Raw genomic sequence first — 19,074 nt, 5'->3', positions numbered from 1 at the left:
ATCAGCGTTCACACCGCTCGGCGGGTCCGGACCCTCGTGACCATAATCGAGCCGTGGAGATCGCCGCTCGCAACGACCGCGTCACGAAGGCACTGTCGCTTCTCGCGGGAGGAGGGCTGATCGATACCGAACAGGCCCTCGACGAACTGGGCTATCTGATCGATGATCACACCGCACGCACACGCGAGTGCCTGGAAGAAAACCTGGCAGCGGTCGATATGGCCGTACCCCTGTTGCGGACACTGCGTGCGGGAATCCCGGCCGAAATATGCTGGCCCGCGCTGGATGCGGCACTCGCTGATCTGGGCGAACCACAGGGCGTCACCTCCACCTGGCCGGTGCTCACCGTATTCGGCACAGACCGCGTCATCGCCGTCGGCCCGTCCGGGCGCGTCGCCGACGCCACATTCACTCTTCCCGCGCGTGCCCACGATCTCACCGTCTTCTTCGCCGGCGGCGACTTCCTGGTGGGTTACAGCGAGCACCCCGCGGGTCAGGCTCGATCGGCATTCTGGTTGAGCGCCCCCGGCGATGTTTTCGAGCCCGCGGAGCAGGCCGGTATGACGCGGCGCCACGGTTCGTCGGAGGAGCGGCTCGGATATCAATTCGGCACCGGAGACGGCGGTCGCTACGACGGCGAACGCGTACTCCGCGCCGGTGACCGGCACGGTGTGGGACAGCACCGGCCCCAGGTAGGCGACGGAGCGCGGGTTTGGGGTCTGCGCTGGGAAGGTACCGCCGGAGACCGGTGGGCCGAACTGGATCCGGTCACGGGCGCGTCCGGCGAGTCGCTCGGCCTGCCCGCGTTCTTGGCCGATGTCGAGATCCCGCCGGACTGTATTCGGCCGAATTCGCTGATCAGCTCGGCGCGTCTCCCCGACGGACACACCGACACCCCGCTCGGCCAGGTAGACGGCCTGACCGCGTACCGGATCACCCGGGATCGGGATTACCGGGCCGGTATCGGCTATCTCGTGGAAGGTATCGACGGCCGCGGCGCCCACGTGAAACCGCACCGCCAGTTCATGCCGTGGGGTGTATTCGAGATGCCCGCGGGCGGAGCGCGGTTGCTGATGACCTGCCATGACGACCGCAGGTCCCTGACCGCCTATCTGGACGGGGCGGCGCACTGGGAGGTCGGAAGCCTGCCGGACGAACAGACCGCAACGCTGAACTACCAGCGCATTCAGTGGAAGCACCATCCCGACGACCCCCGGCCGTTCCCACCACCCGCGTTCTGGCATTTCCTCGGCGCCCGCGATATCGAATCGTCCCGGGCGCTGCGCGCTCTCGACCTGGAGCAGGTACGGCGTCTGCTGACCGACGGTACCGTCCCCGATTCGATCACGGATCCACTGATCGCCGAGGCGGTGCGTTCCTTCGGCTCGTTCGCGGCACGGCTGGCGCAGCAGCTCGAGCGGACCATCCACCGGGTGAACGTTGTCCGGGCAGATCTACTCGCCCGCCCGCCCGTCGCGATCGCCGATACCGAGTTGTACCCGGCCTTGCTCGGTCTGCTCCCGGACCTCGGTTACGCGACCGAGAAGCCCGCCGCCCTGGCGACATTGGCCGCGGACGGTTCCTTCTTCGCCGGCGATATCGATCGGTACGTGCGATCCCTGAGCTGCCTCGGCCGGCCCGTCGCGTGGACGCCCCTGCTCGGCCACATCGATGCGATCGTGTGGCGCGCCGTCACCGCCCGCACTCCACAGCCACAGCGCGCCGCCTTGCTCGGGCTGCTGCACACCTGGGCGGCTCAGCCCTACGCCCGGCCGGGGGAGTGGCGCTCCGGACGCGCGCGCTCCATCCCGGACGACCGGACGATCGGCTACGGCGAGACATTCCTGCAACCCGCCACCGCCCCGGCACCGGACCAGGCGACCGATATCCGCTCCATCGTCCTCACCCGCGATGATTCCGTCCGGCTCCCTCGCATCGCGGAGCTGCTGGAGACGCACGGGCCGATCGCCGTCTCCGAGCGAGCGGTCCGGATTTTCGCCGAACGTACCGGGGTCCGTGATGCCGTGGCCCGGCTGGTGCTCGACGGGCTGCCTCGACGCGACGGCCACGGCTTCGACCGGGCGATGTCGCCGCATGAGAAGATGCTGCGCGCCAAGCCGTACGGCATGACCGAGGCGATGGCCAGGGACTACGAGACGCTGATCGGCCGCCTCGGCGCCGAAGGAACCGTGCGGTTGCTGGCTGCTGCCGTCCCCGACGATCCGGCCGAACTGTGGACGGTGCACGCCGATCTCGCCGCCGCGGAACGCCTCGCCACGGCGTGGAACGAGCTTATCGGCCGCCGGTCGCATATTCCCGAGGAGGTGATGGCGGCGCTCGAGGCCGCCACCGGACTCGACCGGCCCTTCGCCCTGGCCCTGCTCTGTCCCGCGGTCTCCCCGATGGCGACCGAGGATCTGCACCACGTCCTGCGAACCGAGTATGCCGGAAAACTACGGGTGACCGGAAGCCGAGGCACCGACGCTCTGTCCGGACGAGACAACCCCTACCGCTCCCTTGCCACAGCACTGGTCTGGGCACTGACCGAACGCCCGGTGGGCGATTCCGTCGCGGCGCACGCCGTCGATATCTACGAGCGATTGCGCGCCCGCCTCAGTGCTCCGAATCTGCTCGTATCCCTCGGATTTCGGCATTTCCGCGCGGCGGTATTCGGTCCGGGCACGGTGCCGGTGCCCCCGCACGACCTGCCGGTCCATGACAACGGACTGGTGATCGTGAATCCGACGGAGCGTTTCGATTACATCTTTCTCCGTCCGGCGGCGCTCTCGGATCCCGCGCTGGTGGAACGCACGGCCCGGCTCTGCGCCGCAAACGATATGCCGGACATCGCGCACGCGATCTACTGCGAGCAGATACTGGTCACCGGGCTGGCGCGCCTCGTCGAACGAGCGGTCACCACGCCCGTGGGCGCCGGCCACTACGAGGCGGACCCCCGTCACAGTGTCCCGGATCTCGTCGGCAAGATCTCCGCGGATACCGGCGCCTCACCGGACGCAAGCGCTCTCTACCTGCAACTCCTCACCCTCGCCCGCCCGACCGATAGGAATATCCGCTCCTGGAACGGCTGGAAGGCCGCCCACCACAAAACAGTGCAGGCAGAACTCGCGACGCTCGGGCTGATCGAGATCGGCAAACGTCCCCGCGCGGGCCGCACCGCCTTCATTCCCGGCCCCTGGACCGACAGGGTCGCCGCCCCACACCTCCCGCTCGAGTCCGGGAAACTGGACACGCACCTGGCCAAGCCGGCGGGCAAGGATATCGAAGGCCCCTACCTGCGGATCTTCCCGCCCGCACCGCTGCACGAGATGTTCGCCGAGGCATGGGCCGCTTCGGCGGACCGACGTCCCGGCCTCGAAACATGAACCCGTGCGAGGAATCCACCGACACTTCACGGTCTAGTTCGTCGATCGCTCGGCGATCACCTGAACCGGCGCCACGAGCATCTCCAGGGTGGCCGTTGCGCGACCATCGCCAGAACCGACTGTAGACCGTTTCTACGGTCCGTACCGTTCAGACAGATCCCGCCACGCCACCCCGGTCTCGGCCTTATAGAGCTGTCTGTCGGGTTTCGGCTTCGAAATGATGCCGGGTGGATCGTTCAGCGGCCGATAGCGTCGATCTCGTCCAGCATGGTGGGCCACACTTGGCGCGGGAACGCACCGTGGCCCACACCGTCCAGCATGACCAGGCGGGCGTCACGAATAGCCCGGGCGGTGGCGATTGCGCCGGCGGGCCGGATCATCGGATCCGCGGTGCCGTGCATGACCAGCGTCGGAATCCGCACCGCGCGCAGCGCCTCGGTGCGGTCGGGGGCGGCCAGCATCGCTGCCTGCTGACGCAATTTGCCGGCTGGATCGTGGGCGCGCTCGAAGCTGCGGGCGCCGATCTCGAGCAGCCACTCCACATCCAGGGGATAGGTCGTTTCGGGAGTGCCGATGAGCCGGTACATCTCTACCAGCTGCCGACCGGCGTCGGCGGGCGAGTGCACCGGCTGCTGCATCACCCGGGCCGCGCGCAGGTTGGTCCGCAGCGTGGCGCGTCCGATCCGTGCCGATGGCGTGGACATGATCGAGGTCAGCGACCGCACCCGGCGTGGGTGGTCGATGGCGATCGTCTGCGCCATCATGCCGCCCATCGAGCCGCCGACGATGTTGGCCGTCTCCCAGCCGAGCGCATCGAGGACGGCGACGGCGTCGCCGGCCATGTCCGATATCGAGTACCGGGCCGCCCGACGTGGGCGCACCACCATGTCCAGCATTCGCGGCTCGCCGAGTTCGGTGCGGTGGCTGGACAATCCGACGTCGCGGTTGTCCATCCGAACCACCTGGAAGCCGCGGCGCACCAGCTCGCCGCAGAGGTCCTCGTGCCAGACCAGCATCTGCATGCCCACACCCATGAGCAGCAGGAGCGGGCGGCCGCCGGCGGGCCCGAATATTTCGTAGGCGAGTTCGATGTCGCCGTGGCGCGCAGTGTGGGTGGGTGCGGGTGTGTTCATGGTCGGGTCCTTTCCGAAGGTCAGCCGGCAGATCGACATCGCCCGCAGCAACGGCTGGATCGACGTGGCGGTCTCGGCGCACTCCCGGCGCCGGCACACGCTGACGCTCACCCCGGTCGGACGCCATCTGCTGGCGCGCCCGAAAGCGCTCATCGAGAACTCGGAGCCGACCGGTTTCGGCGGCCTGCCCGACGCCGATATCGAGGCCACCCTCCGCACGCTGAAGGCGTTGCACGCCGAGCTGCTCGACCCCACCACCGAACCGAGCGCTTGCTGGGACAATTCGGGCCGGCTCGGCCGGAATCATGAGTGGTGCTGCGGTGCCGGCGGTTTCATGCGCGTCCGAGCTCAGCGGCACCCACCGGCCGCTATGCGACCCGGACGCTGCGGAGCTCGGCGAGTGACCGGCGGGTCGAATCAACGGTCCGAAGCTGGACCGTGGACATCTGCTACGAGGCATCGAAGTCCGCTCGGTGGTCGTGGATCCACTGTCGATAGGTGCGTGGCTGCTCTGAGGGCAGGATCATCGAAATGGGGGTTGGTTCGATCGGGTGCAGGATGGCGCGGTGGTAGTACCGCAGCAGTGAGTCGGCGATGTGGGGCGGGGTGTGCTGCTCGGTCAGCAGTTGATGACCGATGGCGGATGAGACTTCTTCGAACCGGATCGGCCGGCCGAGGGCTTCACCGATCAACTCCGCTTGTCCGGCTTGGCTGATCAGCTCCGGTCCGGTGAGCACGGGCGCGGTCCCGGCGAGGCCATCTTCCAACATCGCGGCAGCCGCTGCGGCGGCCAGATCCTGCTCATGGATCGGAGCGATGCGAGCCTTCGCGTGGGCGGCGCGAACGACGCCGTCCGCACGAATCGTGGGTGCCCACCACACAGTGTTGGTGGCGAACATGCCGGAGCGCAGGAACACCCATTCCAATCCGGTCTGTTCGATGCGGCGTTCGAGTTCGCGGTGTGCGATACCGGTGTGGTTGTCGGGATGGTCGTCGAGCACCGATGAGGAGGACAGCAGCACGATGCGCCGCACTCCGTGCGTTACCGCTTGAGACAGGAACTGCTCGGCCGTGCCGTGCACCGCGGCGGCGTTGAGGAATACCGTGGCGACCCCGTCGAGCGGGAACCGTCCGTTCAGCGCCGATACTGTATCGACTCCTGGAGGCAGACCTGCGGCTGCGGGGTTACGAGTGAGGGCTGTGACGTCGGCGCCTGCGGCGCGGAGCCGCTCGACGAGGGCTCGGCCTACGTTTCCGGTGGCTGCCGTGATCAAGAACATGCGTGTACTCCTTGTCGGTGGGAAGGTAGTTCAGTGGGTTCGTGCCGCGTCGCGGCCCGCGATGTGGCCCCAGGTGAGGGCAGAAGCGATCGTCAGTCCCCCGGCGATGGTGCCGGGCCCGAAGACGGCCGCGGCCGCATTCCCCGCGGCGTAGAGCCCGGGGATCGGGTTTCCTGTCCAATCGAGAACGCGGGCGTGCCGGTCGATACGGGCTCCGCCCTTTGTGCCGACCGCTCCGGGATGTACGGGGAGGGCGAAGAACGGGGGCTCGGTCACCGGGCCGAGGTTCGGATGCGCTGCGGCAGGGTCTCCGAAAGCATGCTCGTAGCGGGAGCGTCCGCGGCCGAAATCGTCGTCGCGGCCGTTCGAGGCCATGTTGTTGAATCTGGAGACGGCGGCCGCCAAGGCCTCCGGGTCGATACCGAGACGGTCGGCGAGATCGTGGATGCTGACCGCTTGGATCAGCCAGTCCGGTGCCTGCGAGCCTGCGGGGATGCCTGCGACCGAGTACTTGGCACGGAATTGTGCATCGCCGATCGCCCAGGCCGGCAGGTTTCTGGGCCGGTGGGTGTTGGGGTCGAGTTCGGCGAAGGCGGCGGCGCAGTTGTGGCTGGACTCGTTGACGAACCGGTGCCCGGCGGCGTTGACCCAGAGCACGTGTGGCAGGGACCGTTCCGGTAGCACCAGTTGCGGCTGGGGTGTCGCTTGCGGGTCGGGCCAGACGGTGCCGGGGGACTGGTAGGCGGGCCAGGACCAGTACTCACCGGGATACGCCATCGCCGCGCCGACCCGTCCGGCCAACCGCAGGCCGTCGCCGTGTTGCACCGGCGGGGTCACCGGATGTGTGAGCGGCCCGGACAGCAATCGTGAACGCAATTCGGTGTCGTGTTCGAATCCCCCGGTGGCCAGAATGACGCCGCGCCGGGCACGCACTGTGCGGTCGGCACCGTCCTGTTCGGCCCGCATACCCGCGATCCGGCCATTGTCGGCGCGGAGCAGTTCGACCGCCCGGCATCCGCGCACCAAATCGACTCCCAGGGCGCGGCAGCCGTGCAGCAGTCCGGCGACCAGGCCTGCTCCGAGGGTTACCACATCGTCCGCGCCGCGTTGTGCGATCAGTTCCAGTGGCGGTTGCCCACCGGCGAAGAGACTGTGTTCGAACACTTCTTGGTTGGTGAGTACCGGTGCGAAAAGCGACGCCGGCCAGACCAGTTCCGCGACAGCGCCCAGGTCCCCGAGGGGCACCGGGCGGACTTCGAGGTGGCGCGACGAATGCCCACCCGGCAGCTCGGCGAACGTGTCGGGATATGCCGTGACCACGGAGAACTCTAGCGGGGTGCGTTCCTCTAGGAATCGCACGGTCTCCGGTATCGCGTGCACGAATGTCTCGACCAGGTCGTCCTCACGCCCGGGGGCCGCGGCGCGGCAATAGGCCAGGGCATTCTCGGCGGAGTCGGGGTAGCCGGCTTCACGCATCAGGTGATTTCCCGGTGCCCAGATCTGCCCACCCGAGACCGCCGTCGAGCCGCCCCACCGGGAGGAGGCCTCCAGTACCGCAACTTCGGCCCCGCCGTCCGCGGCCGCGAGCGCGGCAGCCAGGCCGGCCGCCCCCGAACCGATCACTACAACATCAACGTCTTCCACGAGACCTCCACCTCTATTTGTTAACACGTTAACAAATAGAGGTGGAAGGTCAAGCCCGCGCGATCAGACCGTCGAGCAACGCGGTGAGTCCGTACTCGTAGTTCTCCCAGGGATGCGGCCAATCAGCGGCGAGTGCGGCGATTGTGGGGGTGTGTTCCGAATCGGCTTCCATAACGACGCCCGCCTGACCGGACCGGCCCGCCTCGGAGCGGGCTCGATCGGAGCCACTCCGGATGGTGAGGACCCCCACCGTGAACTGCCACGCCGCGCGATATGCGGACGCCGCCTGCTCACGGCCCAGGCCGCAGGCGACAAATGCCTGCAAGATCTCCTCGACCACCCACAAGATCGCCCGGCTGGCGAGATCCTCACCGACCAGGACACCCACCACCCAGGGGCGCGCGGCAAGAGTGTCGTACAGCAGCCGCCACAACACCACCAGTCGCTGCCGCGGATCTTCGGGTAGATCCGGCCGGCCGAGCTCACCCGCAACCTCATCCAGTAGCGCCAGCAGCATCTCGTCCTTGTTACGCACATGCCGGTAGATCGCCGTGGGAGAGCTCGACAGCCGATCTGCGACGCGGCGCATGGTCAACGCTTCGATACCCTCGGACTCCACGATCTGTTCCGCGGCCGCGACGACCGCCTCGCGGGACAGTCTCGCCGGCCGGCCCCGGGGCCGCATCGAGTCAGTCATCAACACAGTCTGTCACCGCGACCGAACAACACGGTCATGTCCCGGACGCCCCATATCGCATACCGAGTGGTGAGCCACCCACGATCCGCGTACTGGCCAATGAGGAAGCCCGCTCCACCGAATCGCCGCGCGGCCTCGCCGCCCGGCGCGGAGTCACCTGTGGTCGAACCTGCCTAGGCGCCGCACGTGCTCGACCACTGCTGATGCAGGGTGAGTGCGCGGTATATGCCGACCGCGGTCGCGGCGCCGATGATTCGGGAGTATTTCAGTGTTGGATCAAGCCGCCGACCGGAGCGGGCGTGATGTGACCGGTTGCCGGAACGGTCCGCGCCAGAGCCAAGCCGTTATCGACAAGCGATGACCGGCGCAGAGAGATCACCTCGCCGAGCGGAGTCCAGGTCGGTTCGACAGTCGCTCCGTTCGGTTCGGCTCGAAGCCGACCGCCAGTGACGCGGACACGGTAATAGACCCCGACATTCTGATGCTCGACTCCCGCACGAGCAACGGCGGCGGGAATCACCCTCGAATCCACACCCAGCAGGCGCACGGCGACCCCGTCATAGCCGGTCTCCTCAGCGAGCTCCCGGGTCACCGCATCGATGGGATCCTCCGCATGCCGGACCCCGCCGCCCGGAAGTGTCCACGTGGTCTCGCCGTTGCCGGCCACATGACGAGCGAGCAACACCCGGCCCTGTTCGAGGCAGACGGCGTATGCCGCGAGTCTGAAGCTCATCCACCGAACGTAATGCCCTCATCCGGCTTGCCTGGTGACGGGGTCTCTGAGCGACTGCCCTCGATTTGGTAGTGCCGGGACTCCGCCGCGATGATGTCGCCACCGTTTTCCACCGGAAAGGAACGTTCGATGCGAGGTCGGTGGATGTGGCCGGCCGTCGCCCTGGGCGTCCTCGCGGCCGTCGCTCTCGGCATCTACGGTTGTGCGCGGGTTGTCGACCGTTCGATCGAGCAGGCGATGATCCCGGATATCGAGGCATCGACCAGTCCGGCTCTACTGGCAGAGGCGACCGAGTACGGAGGATGGATACTGCCGGTGAACAGCAAGGTGCTGCTGGTCGAGCGCAAGGATGATCGCGATCGCCGGTATCGGATCGCGGTCGAGCTCTCGCCGGCCGACCTCGTCTGGATGCTGGAGCAATCGCGATTCCGCACCACATTCGCGAAGGAACATCCCCCCTTCCTGCAGCAACCGATCGCTGGGCCGTCGCTGGAATCGTCACCCAATGTTGTCCGGGCTCAAGAATGGTTCTATTCCCCGGCGGGCACGGTGATGATGCGCGATATCACTGTCGACGAGCGGGATGCGGAGACGCGCATCGTGCATATCGATTTCCGTGGCGTCTGAGCGGCCGTGAACGATCCGGGCCTCGATATGGCAACGTCGGTGACCTTCCCGCAACCCCTCTCGGACAGTAGGAGTTCCAGTCTTGCGCTCTGACGAATCGAACACGGCGCCATATCACCGCGGCAACGCTGGAGCGGAACGCCCGCCCGTAGGACTGAGCGAGCGCGAACCGAACCCCATGCGGCACAAGATCCGTGCCGGCGGCAAATCCGGCACGCGCCCCGCCCCCAGCACCCCGAAGCCCTCGGACGACCTCATGGTGGGCAGGACGTCGAACCCCTACACATCGAAAGAGCTGCGGTACACGCTGGTCACCGTGGCCCTGATCGTGGATATGGTGTTGCATATCGCGGTGGGTGTGGCGGTGTGGTACAGCTTCGAGCATTCCCCCGAGCCCCCGTGGAATCCGATCATGTCGGGAGTGCTCGCCGCTATCGCCGCCTCGTTCCTCCACCGCACATTCATCCAGCGGCTGATCCGGACCACGCTCGGCAAACTCCTTTTCGGGCTCCGGTTGCGGCGCGAGGACGGCAGCTATCCAACGCTGGGGCAGCTGATCGAACAGTGGTTCATCGGTATCTTCGGCGCGCTGGAGATCCTGACCGTCTTCAGCTGACCGCCTGCGATCTGCCGATACGCGCTACGCCGGATTCGGGAAGGTACGGGACCGATCCCGCGGCGTGAGGTGACTGCCTCCGGCAGTGGGCCGCACCGTTGCACCCGAGTGCTACTGCTGGTGGCCTGTTGATGATGCGACGATCAGGACCACCAGATCGTCGCCGCGATCACCAGCAGTGGTAGTCCGATTCTGGTGCTGTCGATGCTCTATACCAGGATGGTCTCAGCGTAGGCAACGCGATCAACGGAGGTATCGATGCGTTCGAGGCTACGGGCGATGCCATCGGTGGTGGGGTATCGAAGGCGTGGAATGCGCTCTTCTGACCGAACGATGAGTCCTACCGCCTGGCGCACCTCGGCTCGCTATGTCGGAACGATACTGCTGTCGACCGTCTTCTCGGCCGGGTTTGCGGCCATGTGCTTCGTGCTGGCATCGGCCGGCTGGAGGAGCGCCGACAAGTTCGGCCATGCCGCCTCGAAATACGTGGCTCTACTGGGTATCTCGATGCTCGTCCTCGCGGTCATGGGAATCGCGGGGCTTGTCGCGCGAACACGTAGCACCAGCAGGATCCGACTGGAATCGGTGGACGGCACAGGCGCCACCGCCATTCCCGGCGCGATCCCAACCTTCGCTTTGTACCAATTGATGTGCTTCTGTTTCGCGGTGCTGCTGCTCGGAGCGAGTCTCGAAATCGCGGTATCGGGGCAGCCGATTCTCTGGATTCCTGCGCTCGCGTTGTTCTGTATGGGATTATTCTTCGCGTCGACACCAGGTCTCGCTCTGGCCGGTCGGATACGCAGGGCGAGTCTCGTGCTCACGCCCCAGGAGATCGTCTACGAGGGCTGGAGTTCCCGGATGAGTCTGCCGTGGTCGGATGTGACCGGTGTGCTTGCCGCGTCGACGCAGAACACCCCGTTGATATGCGTTATCGGCTGGGAGGGAGCTGTACGGAATCACCTGCGCACGCCATCCATCCGATTTGGAAGCAATTCGTATCGGTTCTGGAAACTGGAAGTTCAGGCGCCGGGCGGAGCGGTCGTTCTCGAATGTCCTCGTCTCGCCGCCGATGCCCACCGGTTGTTCCGATTCCTGACCTATTACGCCCACACTCCCGAGGCTCGGATGGAACTCGGAACTCCGGCGGCACTGAACCGCTGGGCCACCGTTCAGCCGACCGTTCGAGGTCCGCGCGCCGGCTTTTTCGGGTAGCCCGCACTGGCTTCGCCGCCAGGATGATGGCCGGTCCGGACGGCATCGAGAATCGCTGACGGCGCTCGCTGAATCTCCCCGCTGACGCTCGCAAAGATGCTGGAGCAATCGCGCTTCCTCACGACATTCGCGAAGGAATATCCACCGTTCCTGCAGCAACCGATCGCTGGGCCGTCGCTGGAATCGTCACCGAATGTTGTCCGGGCTCAGGAATGGTTCACTCCCCCGGCGGGCACGGTGATGATGCGCGATATCACTGTCGACGAGCGGGATGCGGATACGCGCATAGTGCATATCGATTTCCGCGGCGTCTGAGCGGCCGCCGACCATCCGGGCCGCACATCGGCACCCCCCCAGATGGAGCCGCCAGGCCGTGTACCAGGGCGAGGGCTGCGGCGAAAGCGGCATCGGTGCGCCGACTGGCCGGACTCGGCGGGGAGGAGTAGCAGCGCGCTGTGCCGAACGACAAGCAACGCCGCGCTCGTGGTATCGAGATCCCGGCCGGGTACAACGAGATTCCGCTCGGTGACCTGGACACTCTCCTGCAGACCGTGGGCCCGGCGATCACCGAGTCCGTTCCCGACGATCTTCGCGACGATGTACCGAATGTGCTCGGAACACTGCAAGTCATTGCCGGCCACCCTGGCCGCGGTCCCATAGCTGGACAATACTGTCGTACGTACTTACAGCCAGGATCCCATGCTCGGATATGGTCAGCGCCTGGATCCCACGCTCGCTGGCAACCAATAGCGGAGGGCCGAGGTGATGCGGCGGCGCGTCGGAGTTGTCAACTGAGCCAACCCCGCTGTGAACTGGGGTGTTCATCGAAGTCGTCGGGCCAATCCGATGGGCCGACAACGTCCTGTGTGGCGCGCGTGCGAGGGCGTATCGGGTTCGGAGTTTGTGGCGGCGGCGGGGGAGTAGGCGGAGGTGGAGGTTCAGCGCTCCAATTCCAGATGAAACGATCGGACGCCTTGATCTCGGAAACCTCAGGAGGCAACGGACGGAGGTAGTACTCGATTTCGGACCATCGGCACTCTCCGTTCTGCACCCGCATGCCATAGTCGGCGAGTTCCGATGAAGTCCCGGGCGCCGCTGCCAGGACCTGCATGAACTCTTCCGTGATCTCAGTAGGTTCGTCCAAGTACGCCTGGATATCGAAGTTCTCCATGCGTATGCACGACGTACGCAGGTCGTCCACCGAATTCATCAGCTTCCGGTAGGCGGATTCGACCTGCGGGTCGACGTCGAGGTCGCGATTCGAGCGCCAATTTGGATTCATCCGTTACTCCAGGGCTGCTGGCCCGTTCCGACGTCCCAGGCTTCTTGCGGTCTGTTTGTTGTCTGTGACAAGTCGCCCGCGACCCTTGCGTCATTTGCAATATGGGCTGCCTTGACGCCCTTTGTGAATGGCTTCACCAGATCCTCGAATTTCTGATTGGCTTGATCGCGCATGTACGCGGCGGGATCCCGTAGTGCATCGAGGAATTTCTTGACTGCGTCGACGAGAGTTCGGATATCATTGACCATCTTGACTACTTCGGCAATGATATCCTTAACCTTGAACGCAATTTCGAGAAGTTGAGCAGTCCAGCCGACGACTGGCATTTTTTGGAATACCTTTTTGAATAAGTCGGTCACTCCGTCGATGGTGACTTGACTTTCCAGCAATTTCCACAGGGCGTCCAGTACCCAGCGGATGGCACCACGAATCTGATCAGAAACGGCACCCAAGCCTTCGGCGATGAGTCGACCGGTCGGGCCTTCCCACTTCATCGCGGCGATCTGGCGTCGTGCCCAATCGCCGAACGCGAGAGCGGCCTGACCGTCCCAGTAGCCGTCCACCCGTGTCGCCCCGGACTCGAGATTCTTGCCGCAGGACTCGAGGGCTTGCCCGGCGATCTTGTATGCCTCACCTATGCGCCGTATCTCGGTCCAATTGCCCGGAATCGGCTTCAATGCCTCTCCCATCGGGTCGAACTCTTTACCCGCGGCATGGGTGAGGCGCTTGATCGAATCGTTGACTGCACCCAATGGGGGCGCGACGTCACCGATAAGGCCGATCAACTCTTCTTTATTTGCCGCCGGCGGATCCAGATTCGGATTCTCTGGTTTCAGGTAGGCCACTGCGCCCTCGAAGGCATTGGTGGCCCCCACCGCTTCCCTATCCGACAGTACGGGGACCTCCTGGCCCGGGACCAGAAGATTTTCCTTCTGGCGGTTCAGTGCCTCGTATGTCCTGTTGTCCTGGTCTACGTACAACCAGGCCGAATCCCGCAATGAAAGGGCGCTGTTGGCGGAAACCGTGCCGATACTCAGCATCCGCGTATGGGTGTCCTCCGCGAACGATCGCACGTGATCCAGCAATCCATCGATGATCTCCGCGCTCACCCATTCGGCCGGTGGACCTTCTTTTCGGATAAACGCGGCTGCGTTCCAAGCGTCCTTTCCGATATCTTCCAGGAGGTTCCCCATACCGGCGATCTCACCTGGGACTGCGCGGAATTCTTCAGGCAATTACAGCCACCCCGATCAACTATCTGTTTTCCTGATGGATCCGATGACGCTCTCGGCCTCTTCCGGGCCGAGGGCCTGGTCGATCGCAGTATGGCGCCGGAATACAAACAGAGCAACTTCGGCATTCGCGTACCCAGGCGTTGCGATCACCGTGAATTCTGAGTGCTCCGGATCGCAGGGTGCGTTCTTGGCGATACCGGAGATCGATGCGGTGTACCGGACCGCGGGCCGGCCGTCGATCTCGTACTCGACGGGACCCTGTGTCTCTATCCTGGGGACGGAGGCGAGTTCGGGGCCACGGAACAGGTCGGGCACCATTTCGATCTCTTGCCGTGCCGCCGTAGCAGTGTCCACGCCATTTCGGCCGCGAACCCCGATGTAGGCCAACGATGACGTATCGCTCTCCGCGCAGTAGTGGTGGCCGTAGTCGCTGACTGATCCATACATCGCCAGCGTGTGCTCACCTGCCGGGTCCGTGTAGCCGACGACCATGCTTTCACTCGGGCGCCAGCCGTTTCCCTGTGGCACGGTGTAACTCAACCCGTAACGGGTGGGCACAGACTGGGGTGCACTGTCCGGTACCACAGTCATCACGGGCGGATCGATACGCGGGAATCCAGGAGGTGGAGGCGGATCGGTAGGCTCGGCCGGCTCAGGCGGTCCCCAGGAAGGGGTGCTGCCGACAGTTGTCCCGGGATCGTCGACATGCGGATTTCCTGTGGTGGCGACGTACACCATGAATCCTGCGACAACCGCGATTGATACAACTATCCGCAGCAGTTGGATGCGGAAACTCTTGGCGCCCGCCGGTCGCAGGAAATCCCGGAGAAACGCGGAGATCCGGTTGGTCGGATCACCGCCGGGCATGACACCGCCGGGTGGCCCGGCCGACACTGCTCGAGCAGACCCGATATTCAGCACTATAGTGCTGAAACGACTGCGCCCGGCTTCGCACCGCTCCCCCTGATCTTCAAAGACTCGAAATCGTGCCGCCACGGTAGCATGCGATCGATTCTGCGGTCCGGCTACCGGCCATTTCCTCGAAGCGATAGCCTGACCGACAGTCCACAACTGACCCGACGCGAGAGAGAATCCGGCGTGACTTCGCGACTTACCGCATCGACAGGTTCGAGGCGTCGGCCCGGGCAGACCGGAGCTGCTGGGGCCGTGGCTGTCGCCGCCATGGCGGGGCTGATGGCCGGGTGTGCGGAAACGGGTGATTCGGCGGCGGCACCGGAGACGTCCGTCGCCGCGCCGCACGGCCAAACCTCATCGGCGCCGCCGTCTGCTGATTCTGGAACCTCGATCCGGGTCTCCGTACCTCCGGCCGCAGATAACGCCGTGCCGGGCAAGGTGGCCTTCGATCCGTGTTTCCGGGTCGAGGACACGCTGATCGAACAGTCTGGATTCGATGCCGGTTCCCGCGAACGTAATGCTGCCGAGGTCACGGATTTTCCTACTCGGACCGAGGTCGGGTGCACCTTCTTCCGGTACGGGAATGTTGCCGGTGAAACCACATTGACCGGTGCACTCGACGTTATGACAAGTACGACCACGTTGGCAGAGGTCACTGCGAGTGAGCAGTACGAGGTAATCGATTCGTCTCCGGTCAACGGCCGGCCCGCCGTGATCTACCGGATGAAGGAAGAGATCATGATGCCCTCGTGTCATGCCGCGATCGAGGCGCCGGACGGAACGCTTCAGATCGCTGTGGACAAAACACCGGTCCCTGCCGATGTTCCGGAACCATGCGACCAGATCCGCGAGATCGCCGAAACCATAGCCGCGTCCCTCGACTCATGAGCGCAGTCGGGCGCTCCGGCGGTATCTGAGTGTTCACATGCGCTCGGCGCGTGCGGAGGGGGCCGGCAGGTCGCGCTCTCGGGCGTGAAGTTCCCGGGACGCTTCACGAGTGCGCGGATCGCGGCCGTTGGGGTCGGGTGGGTGTGTCGCGCCGCTCGTTCCGACGCTCGATCCTGCTGGCCGAGATCATGAATCCGTAACGCGCGTTCGGAGTTTCAGCCCCACGTGGCCTGGTCGGGCATGGTCGAGGTGGGCACCGCATAGAAGAAGTGGCCGGGCCTCAGTTCGTTCATTGGGTGCCAGCCGCCCCATGGATCGCGCTGATAGAAGCTGAACCCTCCCATGTCGGCGTCGAAGCAGACGATGTCGGCGGTGCCGAACGGGCTCCAATAGACGTCGGTGCCGGGGCGCGGTGCCTCGAGTGGTGTGCGGAACAGGTGACTGCACGGCGTGATCACCGGGTTGTACATGGAGGGCTGAGCGGCGGCGGACGGGGTGAGCGCAGTGAGTCCCGCGGCGGTGATCGCGGCGGCGGCAAGCCCGTTGCGGATCGTAGAACGCATCTATTCTGCTCCGTTTACTGGGTGGAAAAGGGTTCACTCACTGATATCAGCAAATGCTCAGCTACTGTTATGTGCTGACGGCCGACGTGTAGATAGATTCTGCCGCATCGCCGCCGGAACCCAAACCGACCGCGAACCAAGGGCGGCAGTCAACCGATGCGCCGCCCTTGTTCGCAGAGCGCCGTCGTCCCTTCGCGTACCGTGTCGAATGCCGCCGCCAAACGATGTGCCAGCAGCGGCTTCACCTTCGCGGCTGCTTCATCGAGCGTGTAGAACCCAGCAGAGCGGATCTCGCCCGGATGGAGGACCATCCCCGCTACATCACTGTCGGCGAGCACACCACCGTCGAAAAGGAAAACGACACCCTCGGGACGGCTGTCCTGTGGGCGCACGTGGTCCACCAACAGCAACCGGCCCACCGGTTGGTTCCAGCCGATCTCCTCGCACAGTTCGCGGCGAACCGTCTCCCACGGTGCCTCGTCTTCTTCGACGGCACCGCCCGGTATTTCCCAGTTGGGTTTGTAGGTCGGCTCCACGAGAAGCACTCGGTCCCGCCCGTCGCGAAACAACACCCCCGCAGCCATCCGCTTGCGTGCCAGCCCGGCCACGTACTGCTCCACCGGCAACACCCCGGTTGCCGACTCCGAACTCGATGGTGTGCTCACCCGCATCACCGTATCCTCGGGCCTGCATCTCCGCAGTTTCCGCCGTGGTAAACATTGCCCGCGCCACCAAGTCGATCGATTGATCCGGAAGTGGCGCGGTGGATCGACGGTCAGGGCCACCAGATCGTCGCCGCGATCACCAGCAGCGGTAGTCCGATCGCGATGGCGTAACCGACCACTACCAGGGCGCTCGTGGTGCGTCCTGCGTGGAGGTCCAGCGTGGGAAGCTGAGACGCGGTAGCACGGTTTCCACATCGGCGACGTCCAGTACGGCGTCGAGTTCGTGCGGACCGAGGTGGTCGGGTGCCGGCAGGATCACCAGGTCGGCACCGGCGTTGCGTACCTGGTCGGCCACGCGTAGCACCGAGTGTTCGCCGGGCCATACGAGGTGGTAGCCGAGTCGGTCGGCGAGGCGGTGTACGTGGTCGCGGTCGGTCTCGGGTGCTCGGCTGATGTCGTGGTTGATCCAGCCGAACGCGATCGAGTGGCTCATGGCGCGATATCGGCGTCGGTGACGGGTTCCGGGGTATCGCGACTGGCGCGGAGCCCGGCCGCCACTCGTTCCAATGTTGCTGTATCGATGCAGTATTGGTCGCGCAACAGCCGGACTGTCGTTTCCATTGCCCAGGTTCGCGCCGGTCGCTTGGGCAGAGGTGGTTGTTCGCGCACAGTGCCTCCTGGGTGGGGTGTCATGGCGTGCACCCGGCGCCGAGGAATTCCGTGGTCGGCGGGCTCGTAGGGTGCTGGCCCACCTGGTGGTTCGACCCGGCGCCGGGGCTGGATCAAGCCTCATCGACCGGTGTTCGCGGTCCCAGGGACAGCAGTCATAAAGAACCGCTACGCTTCCGCTAAGTTCGCAGCGACAGGGGGTTTCGCGTGATCGTGGAGGTTTGGACAAGGGTCGAGGTGCGGGCGCTACGTGACGCGGCGTTGCGGATGACCCAGGAGCAGTTCGCCGAACAGATCGGGTGGTCTGTTGCGACCGTGCGAAAATGGGAACGTGCCACCGAATCGCGGCCGGTGCGCGGGCAACGTGCCGCCGACCTCGATAGTTGGCTCGCCAAGCTGAGCCCGGAGCAGATGCGTCGATTCGCTCTCGCCGTATCCGCCCCGCGGGCCGCAGCACAGCGACACTCGCCGTCTGGAGGCGTAGAGGATGAGGCAGACGTGAACCGCCGCGAATTCAGCAAGGCTGCCGCGGTCACCGTCGCGACGTTGCCGCAGTGGAATCCGTCCCGCATCGGTACGGCGGATGTGGACCGGCTCAACGCATTCACAGCCGATTTGGAGGCCGCTCAGCAGAGGATTGGTGGTGCAGGGCTCCTGCCCACTGCTGTCGACGCATTGGAGCGTAGTCAGGCGCTGGTGCACAACTGTGTCTTCGACGACGCGACTGGCCGAGCGTGGATGTCCGCAGTAGGCGAGCTTGCGGTTCAAACCGGCTGGCTCGCTTACGATGCGGAGCGCACCGAGCTGGCGTGGCGCTGCTATTCGGATGCGCTGTCGTTGGCATTCACGGCGGACGACGACGATCTGACTGTACATGCATGCCTGAATGCTGCCCTGCAGACCACAACCCTGGCGCGTGTCGGCCGAGCGTCCCCGTCGTATGCACTCGCGCTCACCCGCCGCGCCGGAAGCCTGGTGCGGCGGCGGCCGGCGGGACGGATACACGCACTGATCGCCGCACGTGAGGCCGCCGCACACGGAACGGCTGGCGACTGGAGCAGCGTCCAGCGTTCCACGTCGGGGGCCTGGCGTGAGATGGACAATGCCATCGATCATGAGCCGGTGGACGAGTGCGCTCCATGGCTGCGGTTCGTCAGCCATTCCGAGATCCGGTTCCATGAGGCTCGGGCTTGCACCGATAGCGGCCGTCACGAGCGTGCCCTCGGCTTGTTCGAGGTCGTGGCGGGTGAACCGGCGAGCGCGGGCAATGCTGTCCACAGGACAGCATGGAAGTCAGCGGCGCTCGCCCGCACCGGTGACGCACGGTCGGCGATCGATGCGGCCGCACCGGTGCTCGATGCGCTCGAAGGCTGGCTGTCGTCTCCGCGCGCACTCAAAGCGCTGGCAACAGTGCGGCACTTGGCCGACATTTTGCCCGATGGCGAAGAATTTCGGAATCGGTTTGAGGTTCCCCCGCATTGTTGGAGGGCGGGGTAATCAGGTTCCAGCCGGAACCGGGTGATGGTAGCTCG

Annotated in this window: 17 protein-coding genes; 7 read left to right on the top strand and 10 right to left on the bottom strand. The window is 65.3% G+C overall.

The window, feature by feature from the left end; genetic code table 11:
• Positions 1 to 53 precede the first annotated feature (53 nt).
• The gene (locus ACWDU1_RS07520) at positions 54 to 3,383 is read left to right on the top strand and encodes a hypothetical protein (RefSeq protein ID WP_449996462.1); all 3,330 of its coding nucleotides are present in this window, start codon (positions 54 to 56) and stop codon (positions 3,381 to 3,383) included.
• 236 nt (positions 3,384 to 3,619) lie between these two features.
• On the opposite strand, the gene ACWDU1_RS07515 is transcribed toward ACWDU1_RS07520, so the two are convergent.
• The 5 genes from ACWDU1_RS07515 to ACWDU1_RS07495 all read right to left on the bottom strand — a co-directional run bounded on the left by ACWDU1_RS07515 (position 3,620) and on the right by ACWDU1_RS07495 (position 8,870).
• On the bottom strand, positions 3,620 to 4,516 hold the full coding sequence (locus ACWDU1_RS07515; protein WP_449996461.1) for an alpha/beta fold hydrolase: 897 nt from the start codon (positions 4,514 to 4,516) through the stop codon (positions 3,620 to 3,622).
• A gap of 449 nt (positions 4,517 to 4,965) precedes the next feature.
• Positions 4,966 to 5,796 (bottom strand): SDR family oxidoreductase, encoded by an 831-nt coding sequence (locus ACWDU1_RS07510; protein WP_449996460.1) that lies wholly within the window; start codon positions 5,794 to 5,796, stop codon positions 4,966 to 4,968.
• 30 nt (positions 5,797 to 5,826) lie between these two features.
• Complete coding sequence (locus ACWDU1_RS07505; RefSeq protein ID WP_449996459.1) at positions 5,827 to 7,440, bottom strand: FAD-dependent oxidoreductase; 1,614 nt, start codon at positions 7,438 to 7,440, stop codon at positions 5,827 to 5,829.
• 49 nt (positions 7,441 to 7,489) lie between these two features.
• Positions 7,490 to 8,137: a TetR/AcrR family transcriptional regulator gene (locus ACWDU1_RS07500; RefSeq protein WP_449996458.1), complete on the bottom strand. Its 648-nt coding sequence runs from the start codon at positions 8,135 to 8,137 to the stop codon at positions 7,490 to 7,492.
• 265 nt (positions 8,138 to 8,402) lie between these two features.
• Positions 8,403 to 8,870: an NUDIX hydrolase gene (locus ACWDU1_RS07495; RefSeq protein WP_449996457.1), complete on the bottom strand. Its 468-nt coding sequence runs from the start codon at positions 8,868 to 8,870 to the stop codon at positions 8,403 to 8,405.
• Between the two features lie 144 nt (positions 8,871 to 9,014).
• Between ACWDU1_RS07495 and ACWDU1_RS07490 the strand changes: the two genes are divergently transcribed.
• The 4 genes from ACWDU1_RS07490 (at position 9,015) to ACWDU1_RS07475 (ending at position 11,640) form a co-directional block, all read left to right on the top strand.
• Positions 9,015 to 9,497 carry a hypothetical protein gene (locus ACWDU1_RS07490; protein ID WP_449996456.1) on the top strand — a complete coding sequence of 161 codons (483 nt, stop codon included), beginning with the start codon at positions 9,015 to 9,017 and terminating at the stop codon, positions 9,495 to 9,497.
• A 178-nt stretch (positions 9,498 to 9,675) separates the two neighbouring features.
• Complete coding sequence (locus ACWDU1_RS07485) at positions 9,676 to 10,113, top strand: RDD family protein (protein ID WP_449996455.1); 438 nt, start codon at positions 9,676 to 9,678, stop codon at positions 10,111 to 10,113.
• Positions 10,114 to 10,446: 333 nt separating this feature from the next.
• Complete coding sequence (locus tag ACWDU1_RS07480) at positions 10,447 to 11,325, top strand: hypothetical protein (RefSeq protein WP_449996454.1); 879 nt, start codon at positions 10,447 to 10,449, stop codon at positions 11,323 to 11,325.
• A gap of 96 nt (positions 11,326 to 11,421) precedes the next feature.
• Positions 11,422 to 11,640 (top strand): hypothetical protein, encoded by a 219-nt coding sequence (locus ACWDU1_RS07475; RefSeq protein ID WP_449996453.1) that lies wholly within the window; start codon positions 11,422 to 11,424, stop codon positions 11,638 to 11,640.
• Between the two features lie 963 nt (positions 11,641 to 12,603).
• Here ACWDU1_RS07475 and ACWDU1_RS07470 read toward each other — a convergent pair.
• Together ACWDU1_RS07470 and ACWDU1_RS07465 are read right to left on the bottom strand one after the other, a co-directional pair.
• On the bottom strand, positions 12,604 to 13,842 hold the full coding sequence (locus ACWDU1_RS07470; protein ID WP_449996452.1) for a hypothetical protein: 1,239 nt from the start codon (positions 13,840 to 13,842) through the stop codon (positions 12,604 to 12,606).
• A 15-nt stretch (positions 13,843 to 13,857) separates the two neighbouring features.
• Positions 13,858 to 14,838: a hypothetical protein gene (locus ACWDU1_RS07465; RefSeq protein WP_449996451.1), complete on the bottom strand. Its 981-nt coding sequence runs from the start codon at positions 14,836 to 14,838 to the stop codon at positions 13,858 to 13,860.
• A 171-nt stretch (positions 14,839 to 15,009) separates the two neighbouring features.
• Between ACWDU1_RS07465 and ACWDU1_RS07460 the strand changes: the two genes are divergently transcribed.
• On the top strand, positions 15,010 to 15,645 hold the full coding sequence (locus tag ACWDU1_RS07460; RefSeq protein ID WP_449996450.1) for a DUF3558 domain-containing protein: 636 nt from the start codon (positions 15,010 to 15,012) through the stop codon (positions 15,643 to 15,645).
• A 215-nt stretch (positions 15,646 to 15,860) separates the two neighbouring features.
• On the opposite strand, the gene ACWDU1_RS07455 is transcribed toward ACWDU1_RS07460, so the two are convergent.
• The 3 genes from ACWDU1_RS07455 to ACWDU1_RS07445 all read right to left on the bottom strand — a co-directional run bounded on the left by ACWDU1_RS07455 (position 15,861) and on the right by ACWDU1_RS07445 (position 17,366).
• Complete coding sequence (locus tag ACWDU1_RS07455) at positions 15,861 to 16,208, bottom strand: hypothetical protein (protein WP_449996449.1); 348 nt, start codon at positions 16,206 to 16,208, stop codon at positions 15,861 to 15,863.
• Positions 16,209 to 16,357: 149 nt separating this feature from the next.
• Positions 16,358 to 16,873 (bottom strand): NUDIX domain-containing protein, encoded by a 516-nt coding sequence (locus tag ACWDU1_RS07450; RefSeq protein WP_449996448.1) that lies wholly within the window; start codon positions 16,871 to 16,873, stop codon positions 16,358 to 16,360.
• A gap of 178 nt (positions 16,874 to 17,051) precedes the next feature.
• The gene (locus ACWDU1_RS07445) at positions 17,052 to 17,366 is read right to left on the bottom strand and encodes a hypothetical protein (RefSeq protein WP_449996447.1); all 315 of its coding nucleotides are present in this window, start codon (positions 17,364 to 17,366) and stop codon (positions 17,052 to 17,054) included.
• Between the two features lie 383 nt (positions 17,367 to 17,749).
• Here ACWDU1_RS07445 and ACWDU1_RS07440 point away from each other — a divergent pair, with 383 nt between their 5' ends.
• Positions 17,750 to 19,039: a helix-turn-helix domain-containing protein gene (locus ACWDU1_RS07440; protein ID WP_449996446.1), complete on the top strand. Its 1,290-nt coding sequence runs from the start codon at positions 17,750 to 17,752 to the stop codon at positions 19,037 to 19,039.
• Positions 19,040 to 19,074: the final 35 nt, after the last annotated feature.

This window comes from Nocardia sp. NPDC003345, assembly GCF_053589395.1.
This window is presented reverse-complemented; position numbering and strand designations above follow the sequence as displayed.

Coding starts and splice junctions, on each gene's coding strand:
- ACWDU1_RS07515 (WP_449996461.1), bottom strand. CDS start 4,516: ATGAACACACCCGCACCCACCCACACTGCGCGCCACGGCGACATCGAA.
- ACWDU1_RS07510 (WP_449996460.1), bottom strand. CDS start 5,796: ATGTTCTTGATCACGGCAGCCACCGGAAACGTAGGCCGAGCCCTCGTC.
- ACWDU1_RS07500 (WP_449996458.1), bottom strand. CDS start 8,137: ATGACTGACTCGATGCGGCCCCGGGGCCGGCCGGCGAGACTGTCCCGC.
- ACWDU1_RS07495 (WP_449996457.1), bottom strand. CDS start 8,870: ATGAGCTTCAGACTCGCGGCATACGCCGTCTGCCTCGAACAGGGCCGG.
- ACWDU1_RS07490 (WP_449996456.1), top strand. CDS start 9,015: ATGTGGCCGGCCGTCGCCCTGGGCGTCCTCGCGGCCGTCGCTCTCGGC.
- ACWDU1_RS07485 (WP_449996455.1), top strand. CDS start 9,676: ATGCGGCACAAGATCCGTGCCGGCGGCAAATCCGGCACGCGCCCCGCC.
- ACWDU1_RS07480 (WP_449996454.1), top strand. CDS start 10,447: ATGAGTCCTACCGCCTGGCGCACCTCGGCTCGCTATGTCGGAACGATA.
- ACWDU1_RS07475 (WP_449996453.1), top strand. CDS start 11,422: ATGCTGGAGCAATCGCGCTTCCTCACGACATTCGCGAAGGAATATCCA.
- ACWDU1_RS07455 (WP_449996449.1), bottom strand. CDS start 16,208: ATGCGTTCTACGATCCGCAACGGGCTTGCCGCCGCCGCGATCACCGCC.
- ACWDU1_RS07445 (WP_449996447.1), bottom strand. CDS start 17,366: ATGAGCCACTCGATCGCGTTCGGCTGGATCAACCACGACATCAGCCGA.